We start from the raw sequence: 24,357 nt of genomic DNA, 5'->3' as shown, positions 1-24,357 counted from the left end.
ATTCGCGCCGCCACGCCTGACGATTGCGTCAGGCGAAAAGCACAACAAATGGGGGAGACATATGTCACTCGACAAGATCATCTGGGCCGTAGCGTTCCTTGCGGCTATCGTGTTCGCGTTTGTGAGTTTTGATTACGCCGCACTGATCCTTATCGTTTTGGGATTGGCAAGTGGCTGGTTCGTGAAAGGCGATCACCGCAAGTCGCTGATCATCGCGTCGATCTTTCTTTATGCCGGTGGCGCAGCAGCGCTCGGTGGCATTCCAACGGCCGGCGAGTACCTGACCGCGATCTTCACCAATTACGCTGCCGTTCTTGGCGCCGCGTCCTTGCTGGTGATCATCATGGCAACGGTCGAACGCCTGATGCCGGGCAAAGAATAAGCCAGGCAATATAAGCTCGGCGACCGGCTGCGCACCCGCGTGGCTGGTCGCCGTTTGCTTACAGCGCGTCGATCGCCGCGACGCGCCATGCAATCACGGTCAAAGCCGTGATCAGGACAACCCATACGCCATAATTGACGAAAACCGAGCGCTTCGCCGACCGGCGTTCGAGCCACGTCCTGGGGCGCACGCCCTTGACCCGATAGGTGAACAGCGCCGCCAGATTGACGCTGACCACGTTGATCATCAACAGCAGGCCGGCACGCGCCGCCATGCCCCATTCGCCAGCCCCTGCATAGAGCCCCATGGCCGCCGACGGCGGAAGCAGCGCGACTGCGACCATCACCCCGACCAGGGCGCTGGCGACGCCTGTTGAAATTGACAGTGCCGCAGCTGCACCCGAGGCCAACGCCAATGCCGTCGTGTCGACGCCCACAACCGTTCGTGCCACGAGCTCGGGACTACCGGTATTGATCGAGATCGACATGCCGAGCGCAAAACTGATCGCCAGACCGAAGGACAGGCCGGCCACAGCCGTGCGCGCGGCCTTGGTCATGAGCTGAAGATCACCGAGTGCGGACGCGAACGAAAAAGCGAGGATCGGCCCCAGCAGCGGTGCAATAACCATCGCTCCGATCACCGCCGCCACATTGTTCGCGCTCATGCCGAGCGCCGCCACCACACCGGACAGGGCCGTCAGAACCAGGAAGTCGCGATTGAGATTGGCGCCGGCAGCGATGTCTTCATAGAGCTCCTCGCGCAATGCCAGCGTCTTCCGCTTCTTGCGCGTCTCGGGATCTTCCTCCGGTTCTTCCTTCGGCAAGGTGGCTTCAATCGGGATGACAACGAGGCGCCAGTCCGGCGTCTCCGCCAGCTGTCCCTGGATTGCGTCAATCGCCTCCTGTCCGTCACCGCTCTTGAAATACATGCGCAGGACACGCCGCCCGCGCTCGTCCGGCGGTTCCAGTCGGTGATCTACGGGCTCGGCCCGGAGACACGCTTTCAGAAGCGGCTTGGCATCAACCGTGTCCGGAAAAGAGAGCTCAATGAGGCGCATCTAGCCCTTATCAGCGTGTTTCAGTCGCGCAATCAAGCTAGAAGTGTCCCAGCGGCCGCCGCCCATGGCCTGGACTTCGGCATAGAATTGGTCGACCAGTGCCGCCACAGGCAGGCGGGATCCATTCCGGCGCGCCTCGTCCAGCGCAATTCGAAGATCCTTGCGCATCCAATCCGCTGCAAAACCGTGTTCGAATTCTCCGGCAACCATGGTCTGCCAACGGTTTTCCATCTGCCAGGACTGGGCGGCTCCCTTTGAAATGGCGCCAATCACTTTTTCGGGGTCCAGTCCGGCCCGTTCGGCGAAGTGAAGCCCCTCGGACAGGCCCTGCACGACCCCGGCAATACAGATCTGGTTCACCATCTTGGCGAGCTGCCCGGCCCCTGCCTCGCCGATCAGCGTGATCGCCTTTGCGTAAGCCTGCATGACCGGTTCAGTTTTTTTGAAGATATCGGAATCGCCGCCACACATGATCGCCAGCTGACCGTTTTCCGCCCCGGCTTCGCCACCGGACACAGGCGCATCGATGAAGCCTATTCCCCGATCCGCGAGAGCGGCATGAAGGGCTCGTGCCAGTTCGGCCGACGCCGTCGTGTGATCGACCAGCACGGCACCCTTGGCCATCCCTGGTAGAATTTGATCGGCTATCGTCCTCACATCGGGATCATCGCCCAGGCACAGGAAGACAAATTCGGCCCCCTCAACAGCTGCGCCGGGTGAGTTGGCGGCCGCACCAGAATGGTTACGCCTCCATTCATCAGCCTTGGAAGCGGTACGGTTCCACACAGTCACATCATGACCTGCAGCCACCAGATGGCCTGCCATCGGAAAGCCCATGACCCCGAGACCCAGAAATGCACACTTCGCCATGCGCTACTCCAGCTTGCCGTATTCGCTCTTATAAAAGGTCAGTGCACCACCCCCATCGGCACGATGGATGCGGATCACCTCACCGACAATGATGTCATGATCGCCACCGGGATGAACCGCGTGCTGGCGGCAATCGAGCACCACGGACGCTTCATCAATGACCGGAAAACCAAAGCTGTTCTCTGACCAGCGCCCGGACGGCAAGTCCTCGTTTTCCGCACAATATTGAGCGATGTCGGCCCCTTCTTTGCCCAGAAAACTGATCGAATAACTGGCCGCCTTGAGAAAGGCTTCGGCGCGGTCTGCGTCGCGGGCAACCGACCACAGCACAAGAGGCGGCTCCAGCGAAACCGACGCGAAGGAATTGGCCGTGATGCCGACCGCCCGTCCATGATGATAAGTCGCCACAACCGTCACGCCCGTCGGATATTGCGACATCGCATCGCGGAAGGCTTGGGATGAGGACAAATTCTGCCTCCGATTCGCTTCGAAACCTGACCTTAACCGTGTTGCGACATAATCCTTAGCCAACGAAGAACCAACTAGCGTGGTGCGGAAAATGGCCGGGGATCGTCCGATCGTCATCAAGAAAGTCAAGAAGGGCGGCGGCCATGGACACCATGGCGGCGCCTGGAAGGTGGCTTATGCCGACTTCGTAACGGCGATGATGGCGTTCTTTCTCCTGATGTGGCTGATCAACACAACGACACCGGAACAGCGGCGGGGTATTGCCGACTATTTCGCACCGGCCAGCGTCAGCCCGTCTGAATCCGGAAATGGCGGCATTCTCGCGGGCACGGCGCTCGGCGAGGAAGGCGCACGAGGTGCCGGCACGTCATCGGTGATCGAACGCCTCTCGCCGGACGCCATCCGCGACGAAAATGAAACGCCTCAGGAAACGCCGGAAACTGCAGCTAGCGAAGATGCCATCGCCGAGGCGCGCCAGAGGCGCGAGCGGGCAGATTTTGCTTCTGCCGAAATGTCATTGCGGCAATCGCTTCAGGAAATGCCGGAACTGGCCGAGCTTACGCGCCAGCTGATCATAGAGGAAACGCCGGAAGGCCTACGCATTCAGCTCGTCGACGAGGAAGGCCGGCCGATGTTCAATCCGGGCTCGGTCGAGCCGAATGAACGCGCGGTCGTGCTATTGCGGGCTGTATCCGAAATCGCCGAGCAATTGCCGAACCGCATTGCAATTTCCGGGCACACGGATTCAGGTCCGGCCCCGAGCGCGGACTACACCAATTGGGAATTGTCAGCGGACCGCGCCAATGCCGCTCGTGCCATCATGCAGGAAAGCGGCATGCCGGATGACCGGATTGCCGAAGTGACAGGGCGGGCCGGTTCCGAACCGCTTTATCCCGACGATCCTTACATGGCTGGGAACCGCCGGATATCGATCCTGCTATTGCGCGAAGCGCCGGTCATTGCGCCGACGCACGCACTGAACCGCTAATCCACATCTCGCCGCAAAAAGGGCTCGCCTAACGCCCCTCGCCTCGTGCTAGTGTCGACGCTCCGCGCGATCGCGGGACAAGATAGGCGCGAGGGATGATCGAAGGCTTTGCCGAAAGCTGGCAGATGTGGGCGGCGATGGCTTTTGTGGCCGTCGCCATCGTCTTCTATATCTGGGAAAAATTTGCGATCGAAGTTGTTTCCGCTTCGATCGTCGCGGTGATACTTGTCTTCTTCCAGTTCTTCCCTCTGGCCCAGGACAATCCGGATGCCGGCGCAATCCTCGCCGGCTTCGCCAACCCGGCACTATTGACGATCATGGCTCTGCTCGTCGTCGGGCAGGGCATCTTCCAGACGGGAGCGATGGACGGGCCGACGCAGCTGCTGCTGGCGTCCTATGACAGGCGCCCGCTGCTGACGATGATCGCGATCTTCTTGTTCGTTTTCGTGGTCAGCGCCTTCATAAACAACACGCCGGTTGTGGTGATGTTCATCCCGATCCTGGTGGCAATCGCCGGCCGGATGGGCGCGTCGCCTTCGAAGATCATGATACCGCTGAGCTTTGTCTGCATCCTGGCAGGCATGACCACACTGATCGGATCATCGACCAATCTTCTCGTCTCTGACAGCTATTCCGCCTTTACTGGCGAGCAGCTCGCCTTTTTTGCGCCCTCGCGCTACGGGCTGGTCCTGGCCTTTGTCGGCATCCTTTATGTGACCTTCATTCTGCCGCGACTGTTGCCGGATCGCGCGACCATGGAACGCGAAATTGCCGGCGGCGACGGCAAGCAATTCATCGCCCAGCTGGAAATCACGCGTGATCACCCGCTGCGGGGTCAAGCGCCCGTTGCCGGCATGTTCCCGGATCTGCCGGACATCACCGTGCGCATGATCCAGCGCGGCGAACACGCCATCCTGCCCCCCTTCGACGAGGTCAAGCTGCGTACCGGCGACCTGCTCATCGTTGCCGCCACGCGCAAGACCCTGTCCGACTTGCTGACCTCGCGTGCGGAATTTCTACGCGGTCTGTTGCAGAGCGGATCCAGTGGCGACGAACCTTCGCCCGGCGAAAGGCTCGGCCTGTCCGAATCGGTGATCCCGCCGGGTTCGCGGCTGATCGGCCGCACCGTCGAGCAGATCGGATTTCGGCACCTGACCGGCTGCGTCGTACTCGGCGTGCAACGCCGGTCGCGCATGATCCGCAAGAAGATGGGTGAAATCCGGATTGAATCCGGCGATGTCCTTCTGCTTTTCGGAAAGGCGGAATCTTTGCGCGGGCTGCGCAATGAGCGCGACCTCCTGCTGATGGCATGGGCCACAACCGACTTGCCCGATCCGCGACGCGCGAACTACGCGCTCGCGATTTTCGGCGGCGTGGTGATTGCCGCCGCGACCAATCTGATGCCGATCGTGCACGCTTCGATCCTGGGCGCAGTAGGCATGATTGCCGCTGGCTGCCTCAATTCACGCCAGGCCGCCCGCGCCGTCGACATGCGCGTGTATCTCCTGGTGGGATCGGCTTTTGCGCTCGGCACCGCGCTGCAATCCACGGGCGCAGCAGACTATCTGGCCGGGTTGGTCGTGAGCACATTCTCGCCGTTCGGGCCGGTCGCGCTCGTATCGGTGCTGTTCATCCTTATCGCGGCGCTGACCAATGTTCTGTCCAACAACGCAACGGCCATCCTGTTCACGCCGATCGCAATTGGTGCCGCCAACCAGATGGGCGAAGACCCGACCATGTTTGCTTTGACCGTGTTGTTTGCGGCCAACACATCCTTTGCGACACCGATCGGCTATCAGACCAATCTACTCGTCATGGGTCCGGGCCATTACCGTTTCGCCGATTATATTCGCGCCGGCTCACCGCTCGTACTACTGATGTGGGCCGTCTTCACGGCCATCGCCTGGTTCCATTTTGGAATGTAGGAAACCGCGCTAGGCTGTTGGCGCAGATAGGGATTCGCAGTTCAAATTGACCCATCCGTTCACCACGCGCCAGATTCCATTCTACCTGACCGCGGCAGGTCCTTGCCCCTATCTGCCTGGACGGCTGGAACGCAAACTCTTCACGCGGCTTGAACCGGGTGATGGTCCTGCGCTCAATGACGCGCTCACACATGCCGGATTCCGCCGTTCACAGGCCGTGCTCTACCGGCCCGCTTGCGAAGGTTGCGACGCCTGCCGCTCGGCCCGCATCCCGGTGCGCGACTATGCCTTTACCCGCAATAACAGGCGCGTCCTGAGAGCCAACGCCGACCTGGTGCGCGACGAACTTCCCGCGCACGCCACGATGGAACAATTCGAACTTCTCAGCCGCTATCTCGACGCACGCCACGGCGATGGTGACATGGCCGGCATGACGTTTGCCGACTACGCCATGATGGTGGAGGACGGCGCACAACGCACAGACATCGTCGAGTACCGCGATCCTGCTGGCGTGCTGCGCGCCGCCGCACTGATCGACCGGCTGCGCGATGGACCATCCTTGCTCTACAGCTTTTTCGATCCGGACATGCCGGGGCGCAGTTTTGGTAAGTTCATCATTCTCGATGCTGTGCGCTGGTGTCAGGAAAACGATATGCCCTTCGCCTATCTGGGCTATTGGGTGCCCGGCAGTGCGAAAATGGCTTACAAGTCACGCTACCGACCGCTGGAAATCCTGACCCCGTCAGGCTGGCGGCGCTTTGAAGAGACCGAATTCGGCCGTCAGACCGAAATGGATTTTGGGGAAGAATAAATGGATCGTCGGACCTTTTTGAGCGGAGCGAGCATTGCGGCCGCAACCGTCGCAACCGCGTGCAGCAGCGGCCAGGAAAGCGAGGTCGCCTCACCCAATGTTCAAACGCGGCGCACGCGCCGACTGCGCATGGTGACGACCTGGCCGGCCAACTTCCCCGGCCTCGGAACGGCCGCTGACCGCGTCGCCGAGTTTTGCAACGCTATGTCCAACGGTTCGCTTGAGGTCGAGGTGTATGCGGCCGGCGAGATCGTCGGCGCTTTTGAAGCGTTTGATGCCGTCGCCACCGGCACCGCCGACATGTATCACGCGGCGGAGTATTACTGGCAGGGTAAATCGCCGGCCTTCAACTTCTTTACCGCTGTGCCCCTGGGCATGTCGGCGCAGGAAATCATGGCCTGGGTCGAGTTCGGCGGTGGCCAGGAATTATGGGAAGAACTTGGGCGGGAATTCGGCGTAGTCGCATTCCAGGCCGGCAATTCCGGTCACCAGATGGGGGGCTGGTTCAAGCGCGAGATCAATGCGCTGGAGGATTTCCGCGGCTTGCGCATGCGGATTCCTGGCCTTGGTGGCAACGTTCTACGGGAACTGGGTGGGGCTGCTGTCGCCCTGTCCGGTGGCGAAATCTATCCCGCGCTGCAGAACGGCACCATCGATGCGACCGAATGGGTTGGCCCGTGGAATGATCTGGCCTTTGGTTTTTATCGCGAAGCACCATTCTATTACGGTCCCGGATTCCACGAACCGGGATCGGCTCTCGGTCTAGGAATTAATGCCGGCGTTTGGGACGGTCTCGATGCCGACCACCAGGCCATCATTCGCGCGGCCTGCCGCGCCGCCAACAATCTTTCATTGGGTGAATACGCCCACCAGAACGCCATCGCGCTCGACGTGCTAGAGAGCGAGCACGGCGTTCAGCTGCGTTCTTTCTCCGACGAAGCATGGTTGCGGATCGGCGAGATCTCCGAACAGGTCGTCGCCGATGTCGCCAATGCCGATGCGCTCTCGCGCCGGGTCTATGACAGCTACATGGCCGCCCGCCAACGCGGGCGCGACTGGGGACGTATCTCGGAGACCCCCTACTTCCAGCAGCGCGAACGCGTGCTCGGCGGGTAGCCTATGCGCGCGGGAGATTGGCTACTCCTGGTCGTCATCGGCCTCGCGCTGGTGCTGACTGTCGCGGACGGCGTGACCGGTGGCACGCTCGCCGGCTGGATCGGCTCTCAATTCTATCCCATGGCGCAGAGCATTGGGCGCGCTCTTGTCCTTGTCGGATTCGCACTCGCGCCGCTGCTGATCCTGCCACTCGTCTGCGGCCTGGTCGGCTGCCTTGCCGGTCTGCCGGATCCGATAGCCGGGCTCTGCCGGCGCGTCATTCATGTCATCGATGGCATCAGCATTGCTGTTGGGGACGCCGCGCGCTGGCTCGCCCTTGGCTTGGTGATCGTCACCGCCACCGTGGTAATCCAACGCTACGTGTTCGGCTTCGCTTCGACCAAGCTGCAGGAAAGCATCATCTATTTGCACGCCCTGCTCTTCCTGTTGTCTGCTGGAGCAACCCTGCTGGCAGACGGACATGTTCGGGTCGATATCGTCTATTCGAAGCTGTCCGCGCGCGGCAAAGCGTGGACCGATCTTATCGGTACCTATTTCGCTCTGTTTCCAATGGGCCTGCTCATTCTCTGGGTCTCAACGCCCTACATTAATGCCAGCTGGCGCATTCTGGAGCGCTCGCGTGAAAGCGACGGGCTTCCACTCGTTTTTGTACTCAAAACCGCCATCCCGCTGTTCGCGGTTCTGATGATCCTGCAAGGCAGCGCAATGGCGTTACGCGCAGCACTGGTTCTGTCCGGAAAACACTCACCGCCGACGCCGCTGGCTGCCGAGACCGAGGCCTGACATGAACGTGCTTGTCGACCTCCTGCCTTTCTTGATGTTCGCCATTGCCTTTGCGGCGCTGTTGCGTGGCTATCCGGTGGCTTTCACCCTGGCGGGAGTGGCATTGCTGTTTGCCGGAATCGGCCTCGTTCTCGACGTGTTCGACCCGATCCATCTGCGCGCTTTCCCGCAGCGCATATACGGCAACATGATGGAGATGGACCGGTCGATTCTCGTCGCGGTGCCGCTTTTTGTCTTCATGGGTGTGATGCTCGAGAAATCGAAGGTCGCCGAGGAATTGCTCGAAGCGATGGGCGCGCTGTTCGGCTCGCTGCGCGGCGGGCTGGGCATCTCGGTTATCGTCGTCGGCGCGCTGCTGGCCGCTTCCACCGGAATTGTCGGCGCTACCGTGGTAACGATGGGCCTGCTGTCGCTCCCCACCATGCTGAAGCGCGGATATGATCCGGGCCTGGCGTCCGGTTCGATCGCGGCCGCGGGCACGCTCGGCCAGATCATCCCGCCTTCCATCGTGCTCGTTCTGCTCGGCGACCAGATCTCAAACGCCTATCAGGAGGCACAGCGAGCGCAGGGAATTTTCTCGCCGGACATTGTCTCGGTCGGAGATCTTTTCGCCGGCGCCCTGATACCGGGACTTCTCCTGGTCGGTGTCTATATCGGCTACCAGGTCTTTGTCGCGATCACGCAACCGGCGAAGGCGCCTGCAGCGCCTGCGGCCGCCGGCGTCACCCTAGGAAAGCTCCTGCATGCGCTGGTCCCGCCCCTCACGCTAATCATTGCCGTGCTGGGCTCCATCCTTACCGGGCTCGCGACGCCGACAGAAGCCGCCGCAGTCGGCGCAGTCGGCGCGACCTTTCTTGCCGCCTTCCGCAATGCGGGCGCCAGTATGAACCCTCGGCTCGGGCAGGTGTTGAGTGGACTCGGTGCGATTGCCCTCATCGGCATGATCGCGTTGAGCCTGGTCTTTGATCTCAGGCTTGGCCGGGAAAATATTTCGAGCATCGACCAGCTCGGATTGTGGTTCGCTTTTGGCCTCGTGGCGGTCACAATCATGGGTGCCCTGGTTGCCCTCTGGCGGCTGAAGGCAACCGGCGTGCTGGACAACGTGATGAGTTCGACCGCGCGCATTTCCTCGATGGTGTTCGTGATTCTCATCGGCGCAGCGCTGTTTTCTCTGATCTTCCGAGAACTGGGCGGAGATGCGACCGTCCAGGCAGCACTCGAAGCAGTCCCGGGCGGGAAATGGGGCGCTCTGCTGATCGTCATGCTGGTGATGTTCCTGCTCGGCTTCTTCCTCGATTTCATCGAGATCACTTTCGTGGTCGTGCCGATCGTCGCCCCCATCCTGCTGATGATGGATATCGATCCGGTCTGGCTCGGCGTGCTAATGGCGCTGAATCTGCAGACCAGCTTCCTGACACCACCTTTCGGGTTCGCGCTCTTCTATTTGCGCGGCGTTGCGCCGCCGAGTGTCACCACGGGCGCGATCTATCGCGGTGCGCTGCCTTTTGTCGGAATTCAGCTCGCCGTGATCCTGCTCGTCGCCCTGCTGCCCTGGCTGGCAACCGGGCTTCCGGAATTGCTCTATGACTAGGTTTCTGGTGGCACCTAGGATCGAAACCGCGCGCCTCGTTCTTCGCGAATTGCGGGCCGATGATTTCGATGCCGTTCACCGGCTCTGGACCGATCCGGAAAATGTCCGCTTTGTCGGCGGCAAACCGTCCACGCCTTCCCAGTCGTGGCGGCGAGTGATTAACAGCGCCGGCATGTGGCCGATCCTCAATTACGGATACTGGGCACTGGACGAGACGGAATCGGACCAGTTCATCGGCCTGGTCGGATTTGCCGACTTCAAGCGCGATGAACCTGCGGGCTTCTCCGGCGATCCGGAAATCGGCTATGTCATCGACAAGCGCGTGCACGGGCGGGGCTATGGGCGTGAAGCGATGACTGCGTGCATGGACTGGATGGACCGGAATCACCCGGGCCGACGCACCATTTGCATGATCGAGCCCGAAAATATCGCCTCGCTGAAACTGGCCGAACGACTGGGCTATCAGATCTATCGGGAGGATGATTTCGAGGGCGTCCCAGTTTTGCTGCTCGAGTGTATCTAGACCGTCGGCACGCTCGTCGAGCTCGGTCGCCGCTGTCCGCCGGCAAATTCGATCAGCGCCTCGATCCGCTTCTCGATCGGTGGATGCGTCGCAAACATGCCGAGAAAACCGGTATGCGGATTTTCCAGCATCATTTCGCGCACGCCGTCTGGCGCATTCTCGATCTCTGCATGGCCGGATATTTTCTCGAGCGCCGAGATCATGGCATCGGGATTACGCGTCAGCTCGACCGCTCCGGCATCCGCCATGTATTCGCGCTTGCGAGACAAGGCGAAGCGGATCGCGATCGAGATGAAATAGGCCAGTGCGACAATCGCGATGGCGATGATTATCAAGATTGCAGCATTGCCGCGCCGTCCCGTCGACCGTCCTGACATGCCACCCCAGAACAGCGCCCGGAACACGATCTGCGCGACGAAGGAGAATATCCCGACAAAAATCACGGAGACGACCAGCAAGCGGACATCGCGGTGCCGGATGTGGCTAAGCTCGTGCGCCAGAACGGCTTCCAGCTCGGCCCGGTTCAGCTGCTGCATCAGGCCGCGCGTAACGGTTACCGTATACTGCTTCTCCGTCAGCCCGCTGGCATAGGCATTGAGAACATCGGTCTCGATGATTTTCAGTTTCGGCATTGTGATGCCGCGGGAAATGCAGAGATTTTCCAGGAGATTGTATAGCTCTGGCTCGTCCGCACGTGACACGGAATGCGCGCCCGTGGAGAGATCGATCATTTTCTGGTGACCGAACCAGGCAATGACAAACCAGATGCCTGCAATGATCACTGACCACAGCGCCATCATCGGCAAATAGTCGAGCGCTGTGCCGAAATCGGCGCCCAGCCCGATCTCATTCTTGCCTCCACCCGAATAGCTCGACCCGCCATCCATGGCGGTCACGACAAGCGCGGCGGCCAGAGCAAGAAGCAATAGCAGGAACGGAAACCCGGCCAGAAGAAGGATGGATTTCAGATTGTTGTTCCAGATATGCGTGCGGAGCCCGACCGCGCCCATCATGGTGACGTAATCCCTAGAATTTCACTTCGGGCGCGTTCTCGACCGTCGCGCGGTCGGCCACTTCGAAGAAGTCACGCTGTGAGAAACCGAACATGTTGGCGAAAATCACGGCCGGGAATTGTTCCACAGCCGTATTGAACTCGCTGACCGCATTGTTGAAGAAACGGCGCGCCGCCGCGATCTTGTTCTCGAGATCCGCCAACTCGGTCTGAAGCGAAAGGAAATTCTCGTTCGCCTTGAGATCCGGATATGCTTCCGATAGGGCAAACAGCTGCCGCAGGGCGCCAGAAAGCATGTTCTCGGCTTGCGCCTGTTCCTTTACATTGCCCGCCTCGATCGAGGTCTGCCGCGCCTTGATAACGTTCTCCAGCGTCTCTTTTTCGTGGCTGGCATACCCTTTGACCGTGTTTACAAGGTTCGGGATCAGGTCGACACGTTGCTTCAGCTGGACATCGATATCGCCCCAAGCCTGGTTTGTGGTCTGGCGCAGCGCAACGAGCCGGTTGTAGATGCCGATTACGAAGAACGCGATCACGACAATTACAACGAGAAGAATAATCCATTCCATCTAGGCAGTCCCTCCAATTGAATAAGGCTATGCGTAAGCGGTGATTACGCCGAATCCATGGCGCGCGCTACTGCTACAGGGTCGGCGGGCAGGAATTTTCCGGTTTTAGGAAAGCCGCGCGGTCGCGTGGTTCCGGCCTGAGCGCGCTTGCCTTCCCATTCCTGCCAGTCGGCCGAAACATGGCGGCGACCGGCGCCGTCAATCCATTCCAGTCCGGTCTCGAGATCGAAAGTTGCGACGTCGATCAGTTCTGCGCCCTTGCCCCCCATCAGACGGACCCCTTTGCCCCGCGTCATCTGCGGCAAGTCCTCGATATCGAAGATCAGCAGGCGCTTCTTGCTGTTCGACACAGCAATCTTGCGCCCGACGACCGGAACACAGGCGATCGCTTCGCCATCGCCGACATTGAGCACCTGCTTGCCGCCCTTCTTCGTCGCGAACACATCTCCTTCGCGCACAAGGAATCCGTTACCGGCCCGTGACGCGATCAGCAATTCACGTTCTGGCTCGTGCTTGAACAGGGCCAGCGGCGCAGCATCTTCCGGCAATCCGGCATGCAAACGCAGCGGATCTCCATGACCCCGCCCGCCTGGCAGCTTAGAGGTGTCGATCGCGTAGAATTTTCCGTCCGTTCCAAACAGGATCAGCTTGTCGACGGTCTCGCACTTGACGGTAAACAGGGCGGCATCGCCTTCCTTGAAGGCAATTCCCGAAATGTCGTGACCATGTCCTTTCAGCGCCCGGATCCAGCCTTTCTGCGAAACCACTACAATAACCGGCTCTTTCACGATCAGGGCTTCGGCCACGGCATCCGAGACATCTGCTCCGGCATCGCCGAACTGGGTCTTTCGGGCTCCCAGCTCCGTGTTCGGCCCGAACTTCTCCTCGACCGATGCGACTTCCTCATCGACCCGCGCCCACTGGATCTCGTCTGAATCGATCAGCGCCTTGAGTTCGCGGCGTTCACTCTTGAGGGTTGTTTCCTCTTTGCGGATCTCGAGCTCCTCGAGCTTGCGCAGGGCACGCAGCCGCATGTTGAGGATCGCCTCGGCTTGCCGGTCCGACAGATCGAAGCGCTTCATCAGCTCCATCTTCGGCTCGTCCTCGAACCGGATGATCCGGATCACCTCATCAAGATCGGCATAGACGATGATATATCCGGCCAGCACTTCGAGCCGGTCTTCGACTTTGCTGAGCCGTGTCTCGGATCGCCGTACGACCACTTCGCGGCGATGATCCAGCCAGATCCGCATCACCTCCTTCAGGCTCATCACGCGCGGCGTACCGGACGGGTCGAGAACATTCAGATTGAGCGAGATCCGGGTCTCCAGATCACTCATCTTGAACAACGCCGCCATCAGCAGTTCCGGATCGACATTCTTGCTCTTGGGCACGAGCACAAGACGTATGTCTTCGGCGCTCTCATCGCGCACGTCCTCAAGCAGCGGTAATTTCTTCTGATCCAGCAGCTGGGCAATCCGTTCTACGAGCTTGGATTTCTGGACCTGATAGGGAATCTCGGTAACGACGATCTGCCAGGTCCCGCGCCCGAGCTCCTCGGTCTCCCATCGCGCCCGCAGCCGGAAACCGCCACGGCCCGTCTCATAGGCTTCGCGTATGGCTTCCTTCGGTTCGACACAAATCCCGCCGGTCGGGAAATCGGGTCCTTTGACCGAGCGCAGCATCTGCGCCACGGACACCTCCGGATTCGATATCAGCGCGCGCGCGGCGCGGCACAACTCATGCGCATTGTGCGGTGGAATCGACGTCGCCATGCCGACCGCGATTCCTGTCGCGCCATTCGCCAGCAGATTGGGAAAGGCCGCCGGCAAGACCAGCGGCTCCTCTTCGGACCCGTCATAGGTTTCGCGAAAATCGACCGTGCCCTGGTCGATGTCCTTCAGCAGCAATTCCGCCGCTTCCGTCAGCCGCGCTTCTGTATAACGCATGGCCGCCGCGCCATCGCCGTCGATATTGCCGAAATTCCCCTGCCCTTCGACCAACGGGTAACGCGAAGCAAAATCCTGGGCCAGCCGGACCAGCGCGTCGTAGACAGCCTGGTCGCCATGCGGGTGAAACTTACCGATCACATCGCCCACGACGCGCGCCGATTTCTTGAACGCATCGCGCGGATTGAGTTTCAGTACCCGCATCGCATGCAGAATGCGGCGATGCACAGGCTTCAACCCGTCACGGGCGTCCGGAAGCGCACGTTGTGTGATCGTCGAGAGGGCATAGGCGAGATAGCGCTTGGAGAGCGCCTCGTCGAAGGGCTCCTCGAAAATTTCACCGCTTTCCGGGGTCAATATATCGCCCATGGCTCGCTCCTGATTCGGACCTGCCAAGTATGCCGCTAAATACGCCCCGCGTCCGTCAGCGCACGGATCAATCGCACACGCGCATCCGGCAAGTCACGATCGATCGGCCACAAGACTCGGCGCTGCAGGAAAAATCCGGTCAGCGCCAACCCGTTTGCAATATCGCCGGGTCCATACCCAGCCTCGGGATTGTGCAGAAAGCCCGGTAAGGGCAACAGCTTGTCGATATAGGGTTCGGCTGCCGCGCGGCTGACCGCTCGGCCGGTGCGCGGGCTGACATGGGTCAGGTCTTCGCTTTCGCCGGTCGCCGCGCATTTCGCGAAATCCAGGCCGTAACCAAGGTCCTTCAGCAGGCCTGCTTCCCATCGCACATACAAAGCCGGCCAGATCTCCGCATCGTCCATCGCATCCAGCAACACTTCGAAACCGCGGTAGACGCGGCCATGCGCCTCGCGTTCAGGCAGCGCCTGACAGGCAATTGCGCAGGCTGCATTGAGCCCGGCCAGCGCCAGCGCATCCTCCATCACCAGACCGGCCCGATGCAAATCCGCCTCTATCGCGTAATTGCCGAGATGGTCGGCCAACCGTGCCCGCCATGTCGCGCTGACCGTGTTCCCCGGTTGCAGCACCGGCCGCAAGGTGCGCGAACGTCCGCCTCTGACCAAGCCGGCATGGCGACCATGTTCTTCCGTCAGCAATTCGACAATGGCACTGGTTTCACCATGCGGTCGGACCGCCAGAACGATGCCCTTGCCGGTCCATTCCATCAGCTGTCGTACTCAAGGCCCATGGAAAGATAGCGCGCCCTGTTTTCATCCCAACCCGGTTGCACCTGGACCTGAAGAAAGAGATGCACGCGGCATCCGAAAATAGCTTCCATTTCCTCGCGGGCCGCCGCGCCGATCGCCTTTATCGTACCACCGCCTTTGCCCAGCACGATGGGTTTTTGACTCTTCCGGTCGACATAGACGCGTTGTTCGATCCGTACCGATCCATCATGCAGACGACGCCAGCTCTCGGTTTCCACCGAGCTGGCATAGGGCAATTCCTGGTGCAGCCGCTCATAGACTTTTTCACGCGTGATCTCGGCCGCGAGCACCCGCTGCGGAATGTCGGCGGCCTGGTCGGGCGGATAAAGGAAGGGGCTCTCCGGCATCAGCGCGGCCAGTTTCGCCTTGAGGTCGGCAACACCGTAGCCCCTCACCGCGCTGACCATGAAAATGTCGGAATAGACGCCAGTCTCGTTGAGTTGTTCAGTCAGCGGCAACAGCCGGTCGCGTTCCAGCGTGTCGATCTTGTTGAGCGCGAGAATTGCTGTCTTTCCGGCCGCTTTCAGCCCTTCTATCACCCGGTCGTCGTCCTTCACCGACAGCTTGTCGGCCCCACCTCCCTTACCGCGGGTTACGGCATCACGTGCCTCGGCATCCACGACATGCACGATGGCATCGGCATCATCCGCTCCGGTCCAGGCGGATTTGACCATCGCCCGGTCAAGACGGCGCCGCGGCTCGAACACGCCGGGCGTATCGACCAGCACGATCTGCGCATCTTCGGACATCGCAATGCCGCGCACAGGGAAACGGGTCGTTTGCACCTTGCGGGTGACGATCGACACCTTTTCACCGACCAGCGCGTTCACCAGGGTCGACTTGCCGGCGTTCGGCGCCCCGATGATGGCGGCAAATCCAGCGCGGGTTTCAGTCATGGGCCTTGATCCTTTGCAGCATGGCGGCGGCCGCCTCTCTTTGCGCTTCCTGTTTATTGCCGCCCTGCCCTTCGCAGGGCGTGAACTGGGCAAGTTCGACGCGCATGATGAAAATCGGCCGGTGATCCGGGCCGGCGCGTTCGACCAACTCGTAGCGCGGCACACCATACCCCTTTTGCGCCGCGTATTCCTGCAGGTCCGACTTAGGATTGCGCGGCTTCGCCCCAAGCTGCTCGATGGCGTCCTGCCAGCCCAGCTCGAAAACGTCGCGTGCGGCATCCAGACCACCATCGAGATAAACTGCAGCCATCAGCGCCTCTGTGGCATCCGCCAAGATGGACGGCTTTTCGCGACCACCCACGCTCTCCTCGGACGGAGACATCAACAAGGCAGAGCCGAGTTCGAACCGGCGCGCTACGTGCTCACACGCCGTCTTGTCGACCAGCGAATTATACATCGGCGCCAGCTGCCCTTCCTTTGCGGATTTGAACTTCCTGAACATGCGTTCCGACGCGATCAGGCCGAGCACACGATCGCCGAGAAATTCCAAGCGCTCATTATTGTGCACGCTGCGATCGCCGTCACCGAAGCTGGCATGCGTTAAGGCACGATGCAGGAGCTCCCGGTCCTTGAAGCAGTAACCGATCAACGCCTCGACCCGGTCGAGCCGCGCACTCATGTTGTCTCCACAGGCAAGGCCTCGATGATCACATTGGCCAACGCGTAGGGCGGCTCGTCGGTGATCGAGATATGCACGAAAGCCTGCCGGCCTTCCGGCGTCAGCTGCGCCAGCCAGTCCAGCGCACGGCCCTTCAATTCCAGTGTCGGCTTGCCGCCTGGCAGATTGACGACACCGATCTCCTTCCACGACACGCCGCGGGCGATCCCGGTGCCGAGTGCCTTGGCGCCGGCTTCCTTTGCGGCATAGCGCTTGGCATAGCTCGCCGCGCGCTCCTTGCGGCGATCGGACTTGGTACGCTCGATTTCGGTAAAGCAGCGCTGTGTGAAGCGTTCGCCGAACCGGTCCAGGGTCTTCTCGATCCGCCGGATATCAATCAGATCGGTGCCGGTCCCAATGATCAAGCTGCGGCCTCGCTGCGCGCATCAGTGATCAGACCGCGCATCGTTGTGACGGCTTCACGCAAGCCACGGAAAATTGCCTCGCCGATCAGGAAATGCCCGATGTTCAACTCCTTCACTTCTGCGATCGCCGCGACCGGTTTGACCGTGTCAAATGTCAGCCCGTGACCGGCATGCACTTCCATGCCGCGCTGGCCGGCCAGCGCGCACGCTTCGCGAATTCGGTCGAGATGTCCGGCCGTCGCGGTGGGGTCGCCTGCAATGAACGCGTCGCAATAAGCGCCGGTATGAAACTCCACCACTGAGGCACCGATTGCTTCCGCGACCGCGACTTGCACCGGGTCGGGCTCGATAAAGAGCGAAACACGGATACCCGCCGCATTCAGCTTGTCGACAAAGGGTGCGATCAGCTGGTGCTGGCCAGCAACGTCCAGTCCGCCTTCGGTGGTGCGTTCCTCGCGCTTCTCCGGCACGAGGCAACAGGCATGCGGCTTGTGCCCAAGTGCAATCGCCAGCATTTCCTCGGTCGCCGCCATTTCGAGGTTAAGCGGCAGGTCGATTTCGCTGGACAGGCGTTCGATATCGCGATCGCCGATATGCCGTCGGTCTTCGCGCAGATGCGCGGTTATACCGTCAGCCCCGGCTTCCGCCGCTTGGCGCGCAGCGCGGACCGGATCCGGATGCAGGCCGCCGCGCGCATTCCGGATCGTCGCGACATGATCGATATTGACCCCGAGACGGACACTCATTGTGCCAATCCGCGGCTGCCCGGCTTTACGGCCGGTTGGGCCGCCAGCTCGGGCGGCAGATCGTCAGCGGCGTAGGCCGGAAATTCGACGGACGCGAGCGCGATCAGGGGCACGCCGACATCGGCCTTGCCACCCGAGCGATCGATCAGGCACGCTTCGGCCAGAACACTGGCGCCCGTCGCCTTGATCGAATCGATGCATTCGCGGGACGACAGGCCGGTCGTGACGATGTCCTCGACCACTAGCACTTTTTGATCTGGTGACAGTTCGAATCCACGGCGCAAGCGAAAGGCGCCTTCCTCGCGCTCAACGTAAATCGCCGGCAGCGCCATTTGCCGCCCCATCTCGTAGCCGGGAACAATGCCGCCCACAGCTGGCGACACGATGATGTCCGGCAATTCGTCCAGTTTGCCGCAAACCTTGTCTGCCAGCGCCGCACACAGTTTCCCGGTTCGGGCGGCATCGGCAAATACCTTTGCCTTCTGGAGGAAAACAGGGCTCCGCAAGCCCGAGGACAGGATGAAATGACCCTCCAGCAGCGCACCCGCCGCGCGGAATTCTTCCAGTACAGCTTGGGTGTCCATCAATCGGTCTCCTCGGCTTCGCCTCTCGCGCGTTCGGCGGATACAACGCTCGTGCACATCTTCAAGGCCGATATGATGTTCGCCAGGTGCCGCTTGTCGAACACTTCGATATCAAATTGCATTTCAAAGAAGTCCTTGGCACGTTTCATCGTCTTGACGTTGCCGATATTGCCACGGTTCTCCCCCACCGCTTTTGCGATTTCGGCCAGCGCTCCCGGCGTGTTGTGCATGGTGGCATTCACACGCGCCGTCGAAACGGCGTTTTCCTCGGCCTCGGCGGTCCACCCTAGGTCGATCCAGCGATCTGGATCGCCTTCGTCGTGTTCGATCAGCGACTCGCAGTCGATCGTGTGAATGGTCACGCCCTTGTCAGGGACCATGACGCCGACAATGCGATCGCCTGGCAGCGGCGAGCAGCACTCCGAAAAATGGATTGAAATCCCCGGTGTCAGGCCGCGTCCTCGTACATAAAGGCGGGCTTTCTCGTCCTCGATGAGTTCCTTCTCCGCGGCCACGACCTGACGGCCGTCGCGGCGCCCCGGAAACACTGCGTCGAGAAATTCGCCGGATGTGACCCGGCCGCGGCCGAGCGCCTGATAAAGATCCTCGACATCCGCTAGATCGAGCCGGGCCAACGCATCGGCCAAGCCCTTTTCCCGGAATGTCTTGCCTTCGCGTTCGAATGCGTGCTCGGCCAGCATACGGCCAATTCCCTCGAATTCGGCCTTTTCGGTTGTCCGGATCAGCCGGCGGATCGCCGCCCGTGCTTTGCCGGTGACAGCCAGCTCTTCCCAACCTGCAGGCGGTTGGCGCAGCCCTCCGCGCAGAATAACGACAACGTCGCCATTCTTCAGCCGGGTCCGCAACGGACGGTCGCGGCCATTGATCTTGGCGCCAATACACGTGTGACCAAGCTCGGTGTGAACCGCATAGGCAAAATCCAGCGGAGTCGCGCCGCTGGGCAGCGCAATCAATTCGCCCTTCGGCGTGAAGCAGTAGACTTGGTCGGCGAACATTTCGAGCTTGGCGTGCTCGAGGAATTCGTCCGGATCGCCGCCCTGTTCCAGGATTTCCAGGAAGGGCCGTAAACGCTCCAATGGATCGCCACCGGCAGATTTCGCCGAATCCGCGTCATAACCGTAGGCTTCCCCCTTGTAGCGCCAATGGGCGGCCACACCGCTCTCGGCGATCGCGTCCATCTCCTCGGTGCGGATCTGTACCTCGACGCGAATATTTTCCGGTCCCACAATCGTGGTGTGCAACGAGCGGTAATTGTTTGGTTTCGGTGTCGAGATGAAATCCCGGAACCGTTCAGGGACACAGCGCCAATTCTGGTGAATTACGCCCAGAGCCCGGTAGCAATCCTCGACGGTCTCAACGATCAGCCGGAAAGCGTAAATGTCCGCGATCTCGTCAAATACGGTGCCCTTGCGCTCCAACTTGCGCCAGATCGAGTACGGGCGCTTCTCGCGTCCGAAAACACGGCTCTGGATGCCCGCGCGTTCCAGCTTGTCGGTGATGACTTGCGATACTTCGGCGACGGCCTCGGCACGGGTTTCGCGCAGCTCGTGGAGCTTTTTCGAAACCGTCTCGAAAGCGGCCGGGTTGATATGGCGAAAAGCCAGATCTTCCAGTTCGACGCAGATCCGGTTGATCCCGATCCGGCGTGCCAGCGGCGCGTAGATTTCCAGTGTTTCCGTCGCGATCCGCTCGCGTTTTCCCGACTTTGGAATGTGGTGCAATGTGCGCATGTTGTGCAGCCGGTCGGCCAGCTTCACGATCAGTACACGGATATCGGATGAAATCGCGACCACCAGCTTCTGGAAATTCTCGGCCTGCTTGGTCCGATTGGACCCCAGCTCCATCTGGCCAAGTTTGGTGACGCCGTCGACAAGCGCCGCAATCTCCGGCGTGAAAAGTTCCGATAGCTGCTCGAGCGTCGCCGGCGTGTCTTCCACCGTGTCATGTAGCAAGCCGGTGCAGATCGTGGCGGAATCCATGTTGAGATCCGCCAGGATCATGGCGACGCCCGCCACGTGGCCGAAATACGGTTCGCCCGAATAGCGTTTTTGCGGCGCGTGCATTTCGCGCGCAAAGTCATAGGCCGAGCGAATCAGCTCGGCATTGACCGTCGGGTGATACTTGGAAATACGCCCGACGAGGTCGTCGGCGGTTGGATAAGGAACAATCGCCGAAGGGTCGAGATCGGGCGCGGCGGCGTTCACCTGGCCCTAGAAGCGGTTATCAGGCGCACCATCGCGGTCGCTCTGAAGCGCTTTGAGCATGTCGGCTTCGTCAGGGTCGACCGGCGTCGGCTTCGATGCAATTTGCGGCAGATCGTCCTGCGGCGAATCCCGCTCTTCTTCTTCCTCGTCGCTCGGAATGACGCGTTGCAGGCCCTGGATCAGGCTTTCACCAAGCGCATTGAGGTCGAGATTGTCATCGGCGATCTCGCGAAGCGAGACGACCGGGTTCTTGTCGTTGTCGCGATCCAGCGTCAGTTCGGATCCGGCGGAAATATTGCGGGCACGGTGGGCGGCCAGCAGAACGAGGTCGAACCGGTTCGGAACTTTCTGGATACAATCTTCAACGGTGACGCGGGCCATGCGCGCGAACTCCTAATCAGTGGTCGCAATCGGATCGGTGTAAGTAACGCCGCTTGCCGCCGTCTGCAAGGGCTTTGCCGCATTGCAGCACAGCTTCAATCGTCAATCCGCACCGTTGCCGCCCGGTCAGCATCCGGCAGCGCGGCGATCAATTGCTTTATCGCCATGCCGGATACCGGGTCATGCCACTCGCGAGCAATCTCTTGCAAGGGCAAGAGAACGAATGCCCGGCTGGTTGCCCGCGGATGCGGCAGGGTGAGCCGATCCGAATTGTACTGGCATTCGGCATAATCGATGAGATCAAGGTCCAGCGTGCGCGAATCCCAGCGCGCCTCGCGGACCCGTCCGAAACGCGCTTCCACCTCGAGCAGCAGATCGAGCAGCGCCACGGGGGCAAAGTCGGTATCGATTTCCGCAACGGCATTGAGATAGTCGGGTTTCGCGCGATCGGGCCAGGCTGGTGATCGCCAAAACCCCGAAATCGCCCGGATGGCCACACCTCGTCCTGCCAGCACCTGCTGGCAACGCTGCAGCGTGTCTTGCGGTGTCCCCCCGTCGAAGGGCAAATTAGCACCAAGCGCGATATATATCGGCCCGTCCGAATTCATATTTTGACCTATTACGACTGGAGCCAGTCATGACCTTTTATCCGAACGAACGTATTGGCCTATTCATCGATGGCGCCAACCTGTTTTCGACATCCAAGTCGCTCGATTTCGACATCGACTATCGCAAGCTTCTGGAAGAATTCAGAAAGCGCGGTCGGTTGGTGCGCGCAAACTATTATACGGCGCTGCTCGAGAACGAGGATTTCACGCCGCTCAAACCCCTCGTGGACTGGCTCGATTACAACGGCTTCAACGTCGTCACCAAGCCAGCCAAGGAATTCACTGACGATTCCGGCCGGCGCCGGGTCAAGGGAGACATGGATGTAGAGATTGCCGTCGACATCGTTTCGGCGGCCAAGTATCTCGACCACATCCTGCTGTTCACCGGAGATGGCGATTTCCGCTATGCCGTCGCCGCTTGCCAGCAACTCGGCGCACGGGTGACCGTGGTATCATCGCTGAAGGCGCAGCCTCCCATGGTTTCAGACGACCTGCGCCGTCAGGCTGATGATTTCATCGACCTAGCAGATCTGAAATCGCTGGTCGGGCGCGAAGGTGGCCGGGCGAGCCGCGACGATGACTAGAGCGTTCAGCGCGGAGCCACCACGCGACTGCCCGCTTTGTCCCCGCCTGGTGCAGTTTCGTGAGGCCAACTCGGTCAAGTACCCGGACTTCCACAACGCGCCGGTCGAATCCTTTGGTGACCCGCAAGCACGTTTCCTGATCGTCGGCTTGGCGCCCGGCCTGAAGGGCGCCAACCAGACGGGACGCCCCTTCACCGGCGATTACGCTGGCGATCTCCTGTATGCGACTTTGACGAAATTCGGCTATACGCGCGGCGATTATGCGGGTCATGCTGATGACGGCCTGTCACTCGTCGATGTCATGATAACCAACGCGGTACGGTGCGTGCCGCCCGAAAACAAACCCACAGGCGGCGAGGCGAACGCCTGTCGACCGTTTCTCGTCGAGCGTTTCCGCGCGCTGCCGAAGCTCGAAGCGATTTTGTGCCTCGGCAAGATTGCTCACGACAATACGTTGCGCGCGTTTGGCGCGCGCGTTGCCGGGCACAAATTTGCCCACCAGGCGCAACACGATATGACGTTTGGTAACCGGTCGATCCGCATTTTCGACAGCTATCACTGCTCGCGATACAACACGAATACGGGTCGGCTGACCGAAACCATGTTCGAAGCCGTATTCGCCGATATCAGCGCCTTTCTCGAAACCTAGCCGTGATCTTTCATCAGGCGTGATTTCTGGCGATCCCAGTCGCGCCGCTTGATAGTCTCGCGCTTGTCGATCGTCTTCTTGCCCTTGGCGAGTCCGATCTGGAGCTTGGCCAGCCCGCGATTGTTGAAATAGAGCCGCAACGGAATGATGGTTCGGCCTTCGCGCGTCACGGCCCCCGTGAGCTTGGCGATTTCCTTGCGATTCAGCAGCAATTTGCGTCGCCGCCTTGGCTCGTGATTGAATCGATTTGCCCCGGCATAGGGCGGAATGTCGGCATTGATCAGAAAAATCTCGTCGTTTTCCGGTCCGACATAGGCTTCGGCGATGTTTGCCCGGCCGGTGCGCAGCGATTTCACCTCGCTGCCCTGCAATTCCAGCCCGGCCTCGAAGGTTTCCTCGATTTCATAATCGAAGCGCGCACGGCGGTTCACCGCAATCGCCCCGTCCTTGCCCTTGGCCATCAGATCAATCCGGCATGTTCCATCGCGGCACGAACGGCCGCTTTTGTTTCATCGCTGGGCGCCGTCATGGGCAGCCGCATGTCAGGTAAGCACAGATCGAGCAGACTCAAGGCATATTTCGCCGGTGCGGGACTCGGCGACATGAAAAGCGCATTGTGAAGCGGTTGGAGCTGATCGCCGATCTCGAGGGCTTCCTGGTAATCGCCCGACAGGGTGGCATCTTGCATCTGCGCGCACAGCGCGGGAGCGACATTCGAACTGACCGAAATACAGCCGGCCCCGCCCTCGGCATTGAAGCCGATCGCGGTCGGGTCTTCCCCCGACAGCTGAATGAAATCGGGGCCGATCAGGCGCCGGTGTGCACCCACGCGGGCAAGATCGCCTGTCGCATCCTTAACACCGATTACACTAGGCAGTTCCGCAATTCGCGCCATCGTCTGCGGCGAAATGTCGACCACAGATCGACCGGGGATATTGTAAACGATGATGGGCAGGTCGCAGCTCTGCGATATGGCCTCGAAATGGCGGAACAAACCCTCCTGCGAGGGTTTGCTGTAATAGGGTGATACAACCAGCGAGGCGTCTGCTCCGGCAGACTTTGCCCATTTGTGCATGTCGATCGAGGCAGCGGTGCTGTTCGACCCCGTTCCGGCAATCACCGGCACACGTCCCGCAGAGACCTCCAGTGTAAGCGTAATTACACGCTTCTTCTCATCAAGCGACAGCGTCGGGCTCTCACCGGTCGTACCGACCGGAACCAGGCCGTGTGTTCCGCTATCGATCTGGCGTTCGACCAGCGCCTGGAATGCCGCCTCGTCGACGGCATCATTCTTGAATGGAGTGACCAGCGCTGTAATGGACCCGGAAAGCATGTTGAGCCTGCCTGACAAGTTTGTGACCGGTCGCGAGCCTAGTGGA

Annotated in this window: 27 protein-coding genes; 10 read left to right on the top strand and 17 right to left on the bottom strand. The window is 60.6% G+C overall.

All coding sequences use genetic code 11. The features are described from left to right. Nucleotides 1–61 precede the first annotated feature (61 nt). Nucleotides 62–382 carry a hypothetical protein gene (locus tag ACOOFN_RS13310; RefSeq protein WP_420432280.1) on the top strand — a complete coding sequence of 107 codons (321 nt, stop codon included), beginning with the start codon at nt 62–64 and terminating at the stop codon, nt 380–382. A gap of 58 nt (nt 383–440) precedes the next feature. Here ACOOFN_RS13310 and ACOOFN_RS13305 read toward each other — a convergent pair whose 3' ends face one another. The 3 genes from ACOOFN_RS13305 to ACOOFN_RS13295 are packed head-to-tail and all read right to left on the bottom strand — an operon-like array spanning nt 441 to nt 2,777. Then, complete coding sequence (locus ACOOFN_RS13305) at nt 441–1,439, bottom strand: TIGR00341 family protein (protein WP_420432279.1); 999 nt, start codon at nt 1,437–1,439, stop codon at nt 441–443. After that, on the bottom strand, nt 1,440–2,309 hold the full coding sequence (locus ACOOFN_RS13300) for an NAD(P)-dependent oxidoreductase (RefSeq protein WP_420432277.1): 870 nt from the start codon (nt 2,307–2,309) through the stop codon (nt 1,440–1,442). A 3-nt stretch (nt 2,310–2,312) separates the two neighbouring features. Then, nucleotides 2,313–2,777: a flavin reductase family protein gene (locus ACOOFN_RS13295; protein ID WP_420432275.1), complete on the bottom strand. Its 465-nt coding sequence runs from the start codon at nt 2,775–2,777 to the stop codon at nt 2,313–2,315. Between the two features lie 91 nt (nt 2,778–2,868). Here ACOOFN_RS13295 and ACOOFN_RS13290 point away from each other — a divergent pair, with 91 nt between their 5' ends. From ACOOFN_RS13290 to ACOOFN_RS13260, 7 genes are all read left to right on the top strand, one after another. Continuing rightward, nucleotides 2,869–3,765, top strand: a complete 897-nt coding sequence (locus ACOOFN_RS13290) for a flagellar motor protein MotB (protein WP_420432273.1) — start codon at nt 2,869–2,871, stop codon at nt 3,763–3,765. 95 nt (nt 3,766–3,860) lie between these two features. Then, a complete protein-coding gene (locus ACOOFN_RS13285) occupies nt 3,861–5,690 on the top strand; it encodes an SLC13 family permease (RefSeq protein WP_420432271.1) in 1,830 nt (609 codons plus the stop codon). 46 nt (nt 5,691–5,736) lie between these two features. Further along, a complete protein-coding gene (locus tag ACOOFN_RS13280; protein WP_420432269.1) occupies nt 5,737–6,501 on the top strand; it encodes an arginyltransferase in 765 nt (254 codons plus the stop codon). Beyond that, on the top strand, nt 6,502–7,617 hold the full coding sequence (locus ACOOFN_RS13275) for a TRAP transporter substrate-binding protein (RefSeq protein ID WP_420432267.1): 1,116 nt from the start codon (nt 6,502–6,504) through the stop codon (nt 7,615–7,617). A 3-nt stretch (nt 7,618–7,620) separates the two neighbouring features. Beyond that, entirely contained in the window at nt 7,621–8,400 is a 780-nt protein-coding gene (locus ACOOFN_RS13270; RefSeq protein ID WP_420432265.1) for a TRAP transporter small permease subunit, read from the top strand. Between the two features lies 1 nt (nt 8,401). Next, the gene (locus tag ACOOFN_RS13265) at nt 8,402–9,991 is read left to right on the top strand and encodes a TRAP transporter large permease (RefSeq protein WP_420432263.1); all 1,590 of its coding nucleotides are present in this window, start codon (nt 8,402–8,404) and stop codon (nt 9,989–9,991) included. After that, nucleotides 9,984–10,514, top strand: coding sequence for a GNAT family N-acetyltransferase (locus ACOOFN_RS13260; protein WP_420432261.1), 531 nt, complete (start codon nt 9,984–9,986; stop codon nt 10,512–10,514). The genes ACOOFN_RS13265 and ACOOFN_RS13260 overlap by 8 nt, the downstream gene beginning before the upstream one ends. Here the strand turns inward: ACOOFN_RS13260 and ACOOFN_RS13255 are convergent. From ACOOFN_RS13255 to folK, 12 genes are all read right to left on the bottom strand, one after another. Continuing rightward, a complete protein-coding gene (locus ACOOFN_RS13255) occupies nt 10,511–11,527 on the bottom strand; it encodes a M48 family metallopeptidase (protein ID WP_420432259.1) in 1,017 nt (338 codons plus the stop codon). The two genes, ACOOFN_RS13260 and ACOOFN_RS13255, sit on opposite strands and share 4 nt — an antisense overlap. 13 nt (nt 11,528–11,540) lie before the next feature. Next, nucleotides 11,541–12,095, bottom strand: coding sequence for a LemA family protein (locus ACOOFN_RS13250; protein ID WP_420432257.1), 555 nt, complete (start codon nt 12,093–12,095; stop codon nt 11,541–11,543). A gap of 44 nt (nt 12,096–12,139) precedes the next feature. Beyond that, complete coding sequence (gene parC, locus ACOOFN_RS13245; protein ID WP_420432255.1) at nt 12,140–14,413, bottom strand: DNA topoisomerase IV subunit A; 2,274 nt, start codon at nt 14,411–14,413, stop codon at nt 12,140–12,142. 35 nt (nt 14,414–14,448) lie between these two features. Further along, the gene (recO, locus tag ACOOFN_RS13240; protein ID WP_420432253.1) at nt 14,449–15,180 is read right to left on the bottom strand and encodes a DNA repair protein RecO; all 732 of its coding nucleotides are present in this window, start codon (nt 15,178–15,180) and stop codon (nt 14,449–14,451) included. Further along, complete coding sequence (era, locus tag ACOOFN_RS13235; protein ID WP_420432251.1) at nt 15,180–16,118, bottom strand: GTPase Era; 939 nt, start codon at nt 16,116–16,118, stop codon at nt 15,180–15,182. The genes recO and era overlap by 1 nt, the downstream gene beginning before the upstream one ends. Next, a complete protein-coding gene (gene rnc, locus ACOOFN_RS13230; protein ID WP_420432249.1) occupies nt 16,111–16,797 on the bottom strand; it encodes a ribonuclease III in 687 nt (228 codons plus the stop codon). Before rnc ends, era begins: the two co-directional genes overlap by 8 nt. Continuing rightward, a complete protein-coding gene (gene acpS / locus ACOOFN_RS13225; RefSeq protein ID WP_420432247.1) occupies nt 16,794–17,201 on the bottom strand; it encodes a holo-ACP synthase in 408 nt (135 codons plus the stop codon). The genes rnc and acpS overlap by 4 nt, the downstream gene beginning before the upstream one ends. Then, nucleotides 17,198–17,947 carry a pyridoxine 5'-phosphate synthase gene (locus ACOOFN_RS13220; RefSeq protein ID WP_420432245.1) on the bottom strand — a complete coding sequence of 250 codons (750 nt, stop codon included), beginning with the start codon at nt 17,945–17,947 and terminating at the stop codon, nt 17,198–17,200. The genes acpS and ACOOFN_RS13220 overlap by 4 nt, the downstream gene beginning before the upstream one ends. Then, nucleotides 17,944–18,531 carry an orotate phosphoribosyltransferase gene (gene pyrE, locus ACOOFN_RS13215; RefSeq protein ID WP_420432243.1) on the bottom strand — a complete coding sequence of 196 codons (588 nt, stop codon included), beginning with the start codon at nt 18,529–18,531 and terminating at the stop codon, nt 17,944–17,946. Before pyrE ends, ACOOFN_RS13220 begins: the two co-directional genes overlap by 4 nt. Beyond that, complete coding sequence (locus tag ACOOFN_RS13210; protein ID WP_420432241.1) at nt 18,531–20,756, bottom strand: RelA/SpoT family protein; 2,226 nt, start codon at nt 20,754–20,756, stop codon at nt 18,531–18,533. Before ACOOFN_RS13210 ends, pyrE begins: the two co-directional genes overlap by 1 nt. Before the next feature lie 6 nt (nt 20,757–20,762). Further along, the gene (rpoZ, locus tag ACOOFN_RS13205) at nt 20,763–21,137 is read right to left on the bottom strand and encodes a DNA-directed RNA polymerase subunit omega (RefSeq protein ID WP_420432239.1); all 375 of its coding nucleotides are present in this window, start codon (nt 21,135–21,137) and stop codon (nt 20,763–20,765) included. Nucleotides 21,138–21,232: 95 nt separating this feature from the next. Further along, nucleotides 21,233–21,745 carry a 2-amino-4-hydroxy-6-hydroxymethyldihydropteridine diphosphokinase gene (gene folK, locus ACOOFN_RS13200; protein WP_420432237.1) on the bottom strand — a complete coding sequence of 171 codons (513 nt, stop codon included), beginning with the start codon at nt 21,743–21,745 and terminating at the stop codon, nt 21,233–21,235. 29 nt (nt 21,746–21,774) lie between these two features. On the opposite strand from folK, the gene ACOOFN_RS13195 reads away from it, so the two are divergent. Both ACOOFN_RS13195 and ACOOFN_RS13190 read left to right on the top strand, forming a co-directional pair. Then, nucleotides 21,775–22,329, top strand: a complete 555-nt coding sequence (locus ACOOFN_RS13195) for an NYN domain-containing protein (RefSeq protein ID WP_420432235.1) — start codon at nt 21,775–21,777, stop codon at nt 22,327–22,329. After that, complete coding sequence (locus ACOOFN_RS13190) at nt 22,322–22,978, top strand: uracil-DNA glycosylase (RefSeq protein WP_420432233.1); 657 nt, start codon at nt 22,322–22,324, stop codon at nt 22,976–22,978. Before ACOOFN_RS13195 ends, ACOOFN_RS13190 begins: the two co-directional genes overlap by 8 nt. Here the strand turns inward: ACOOFN_RS13190 and smpB are convergent. Both smpB and dapA read right to left on the bottom strand, forming a co-directional pair. Then, nucleotides 22,975–23,439, bottom strand: a complete 465-nt coding sequence (gene smpB / locus ACOOFN_RS13185) for an SsrA-binding protein SmpB (RefSeq protein ID WP_420432231.1) — start codon at nt 23,437–23,439, stop codon at nt 22,975–22,977. The two genes, ACOOFN_RS13190 and smpB, sit on opposite strands and share 4 nt — an antisense overlap. Next, nucleotides 23,439–24,311 (bottom strand): 4-hydroxy-tetrahydrodipicolinate synthase, encoded by an 873-nt coding sequence (dapA, locus tag ACOOFN_RS13180; RefSeq protein WP_420432229.1) that lies wholly within the window; start codon nt 24,309–24,311, stop codon nt 23,439–23,441. The genes smpB and dapA overlap by 1 nt, the downstream gene beginning before the upstream one ends. Nucleotides 24,312–24,357 lie beyond the last annotated feature (46 nt).

Origin of the sequence: Hyphobacterium sp. (assembly GCF_965217055.1) — a bacterium.
Taxonomy (GTDB): domain Bacteria; phylum Pseudomonadota; class Alphaproteobacteria; order Caulobacterales; family Maricaulaceae; genus Hyphobacterium.
Note: the sequence above shows the minus strand (reverse complement) of the source record. Positions and strands in the feature narration are given on the sequence as shown.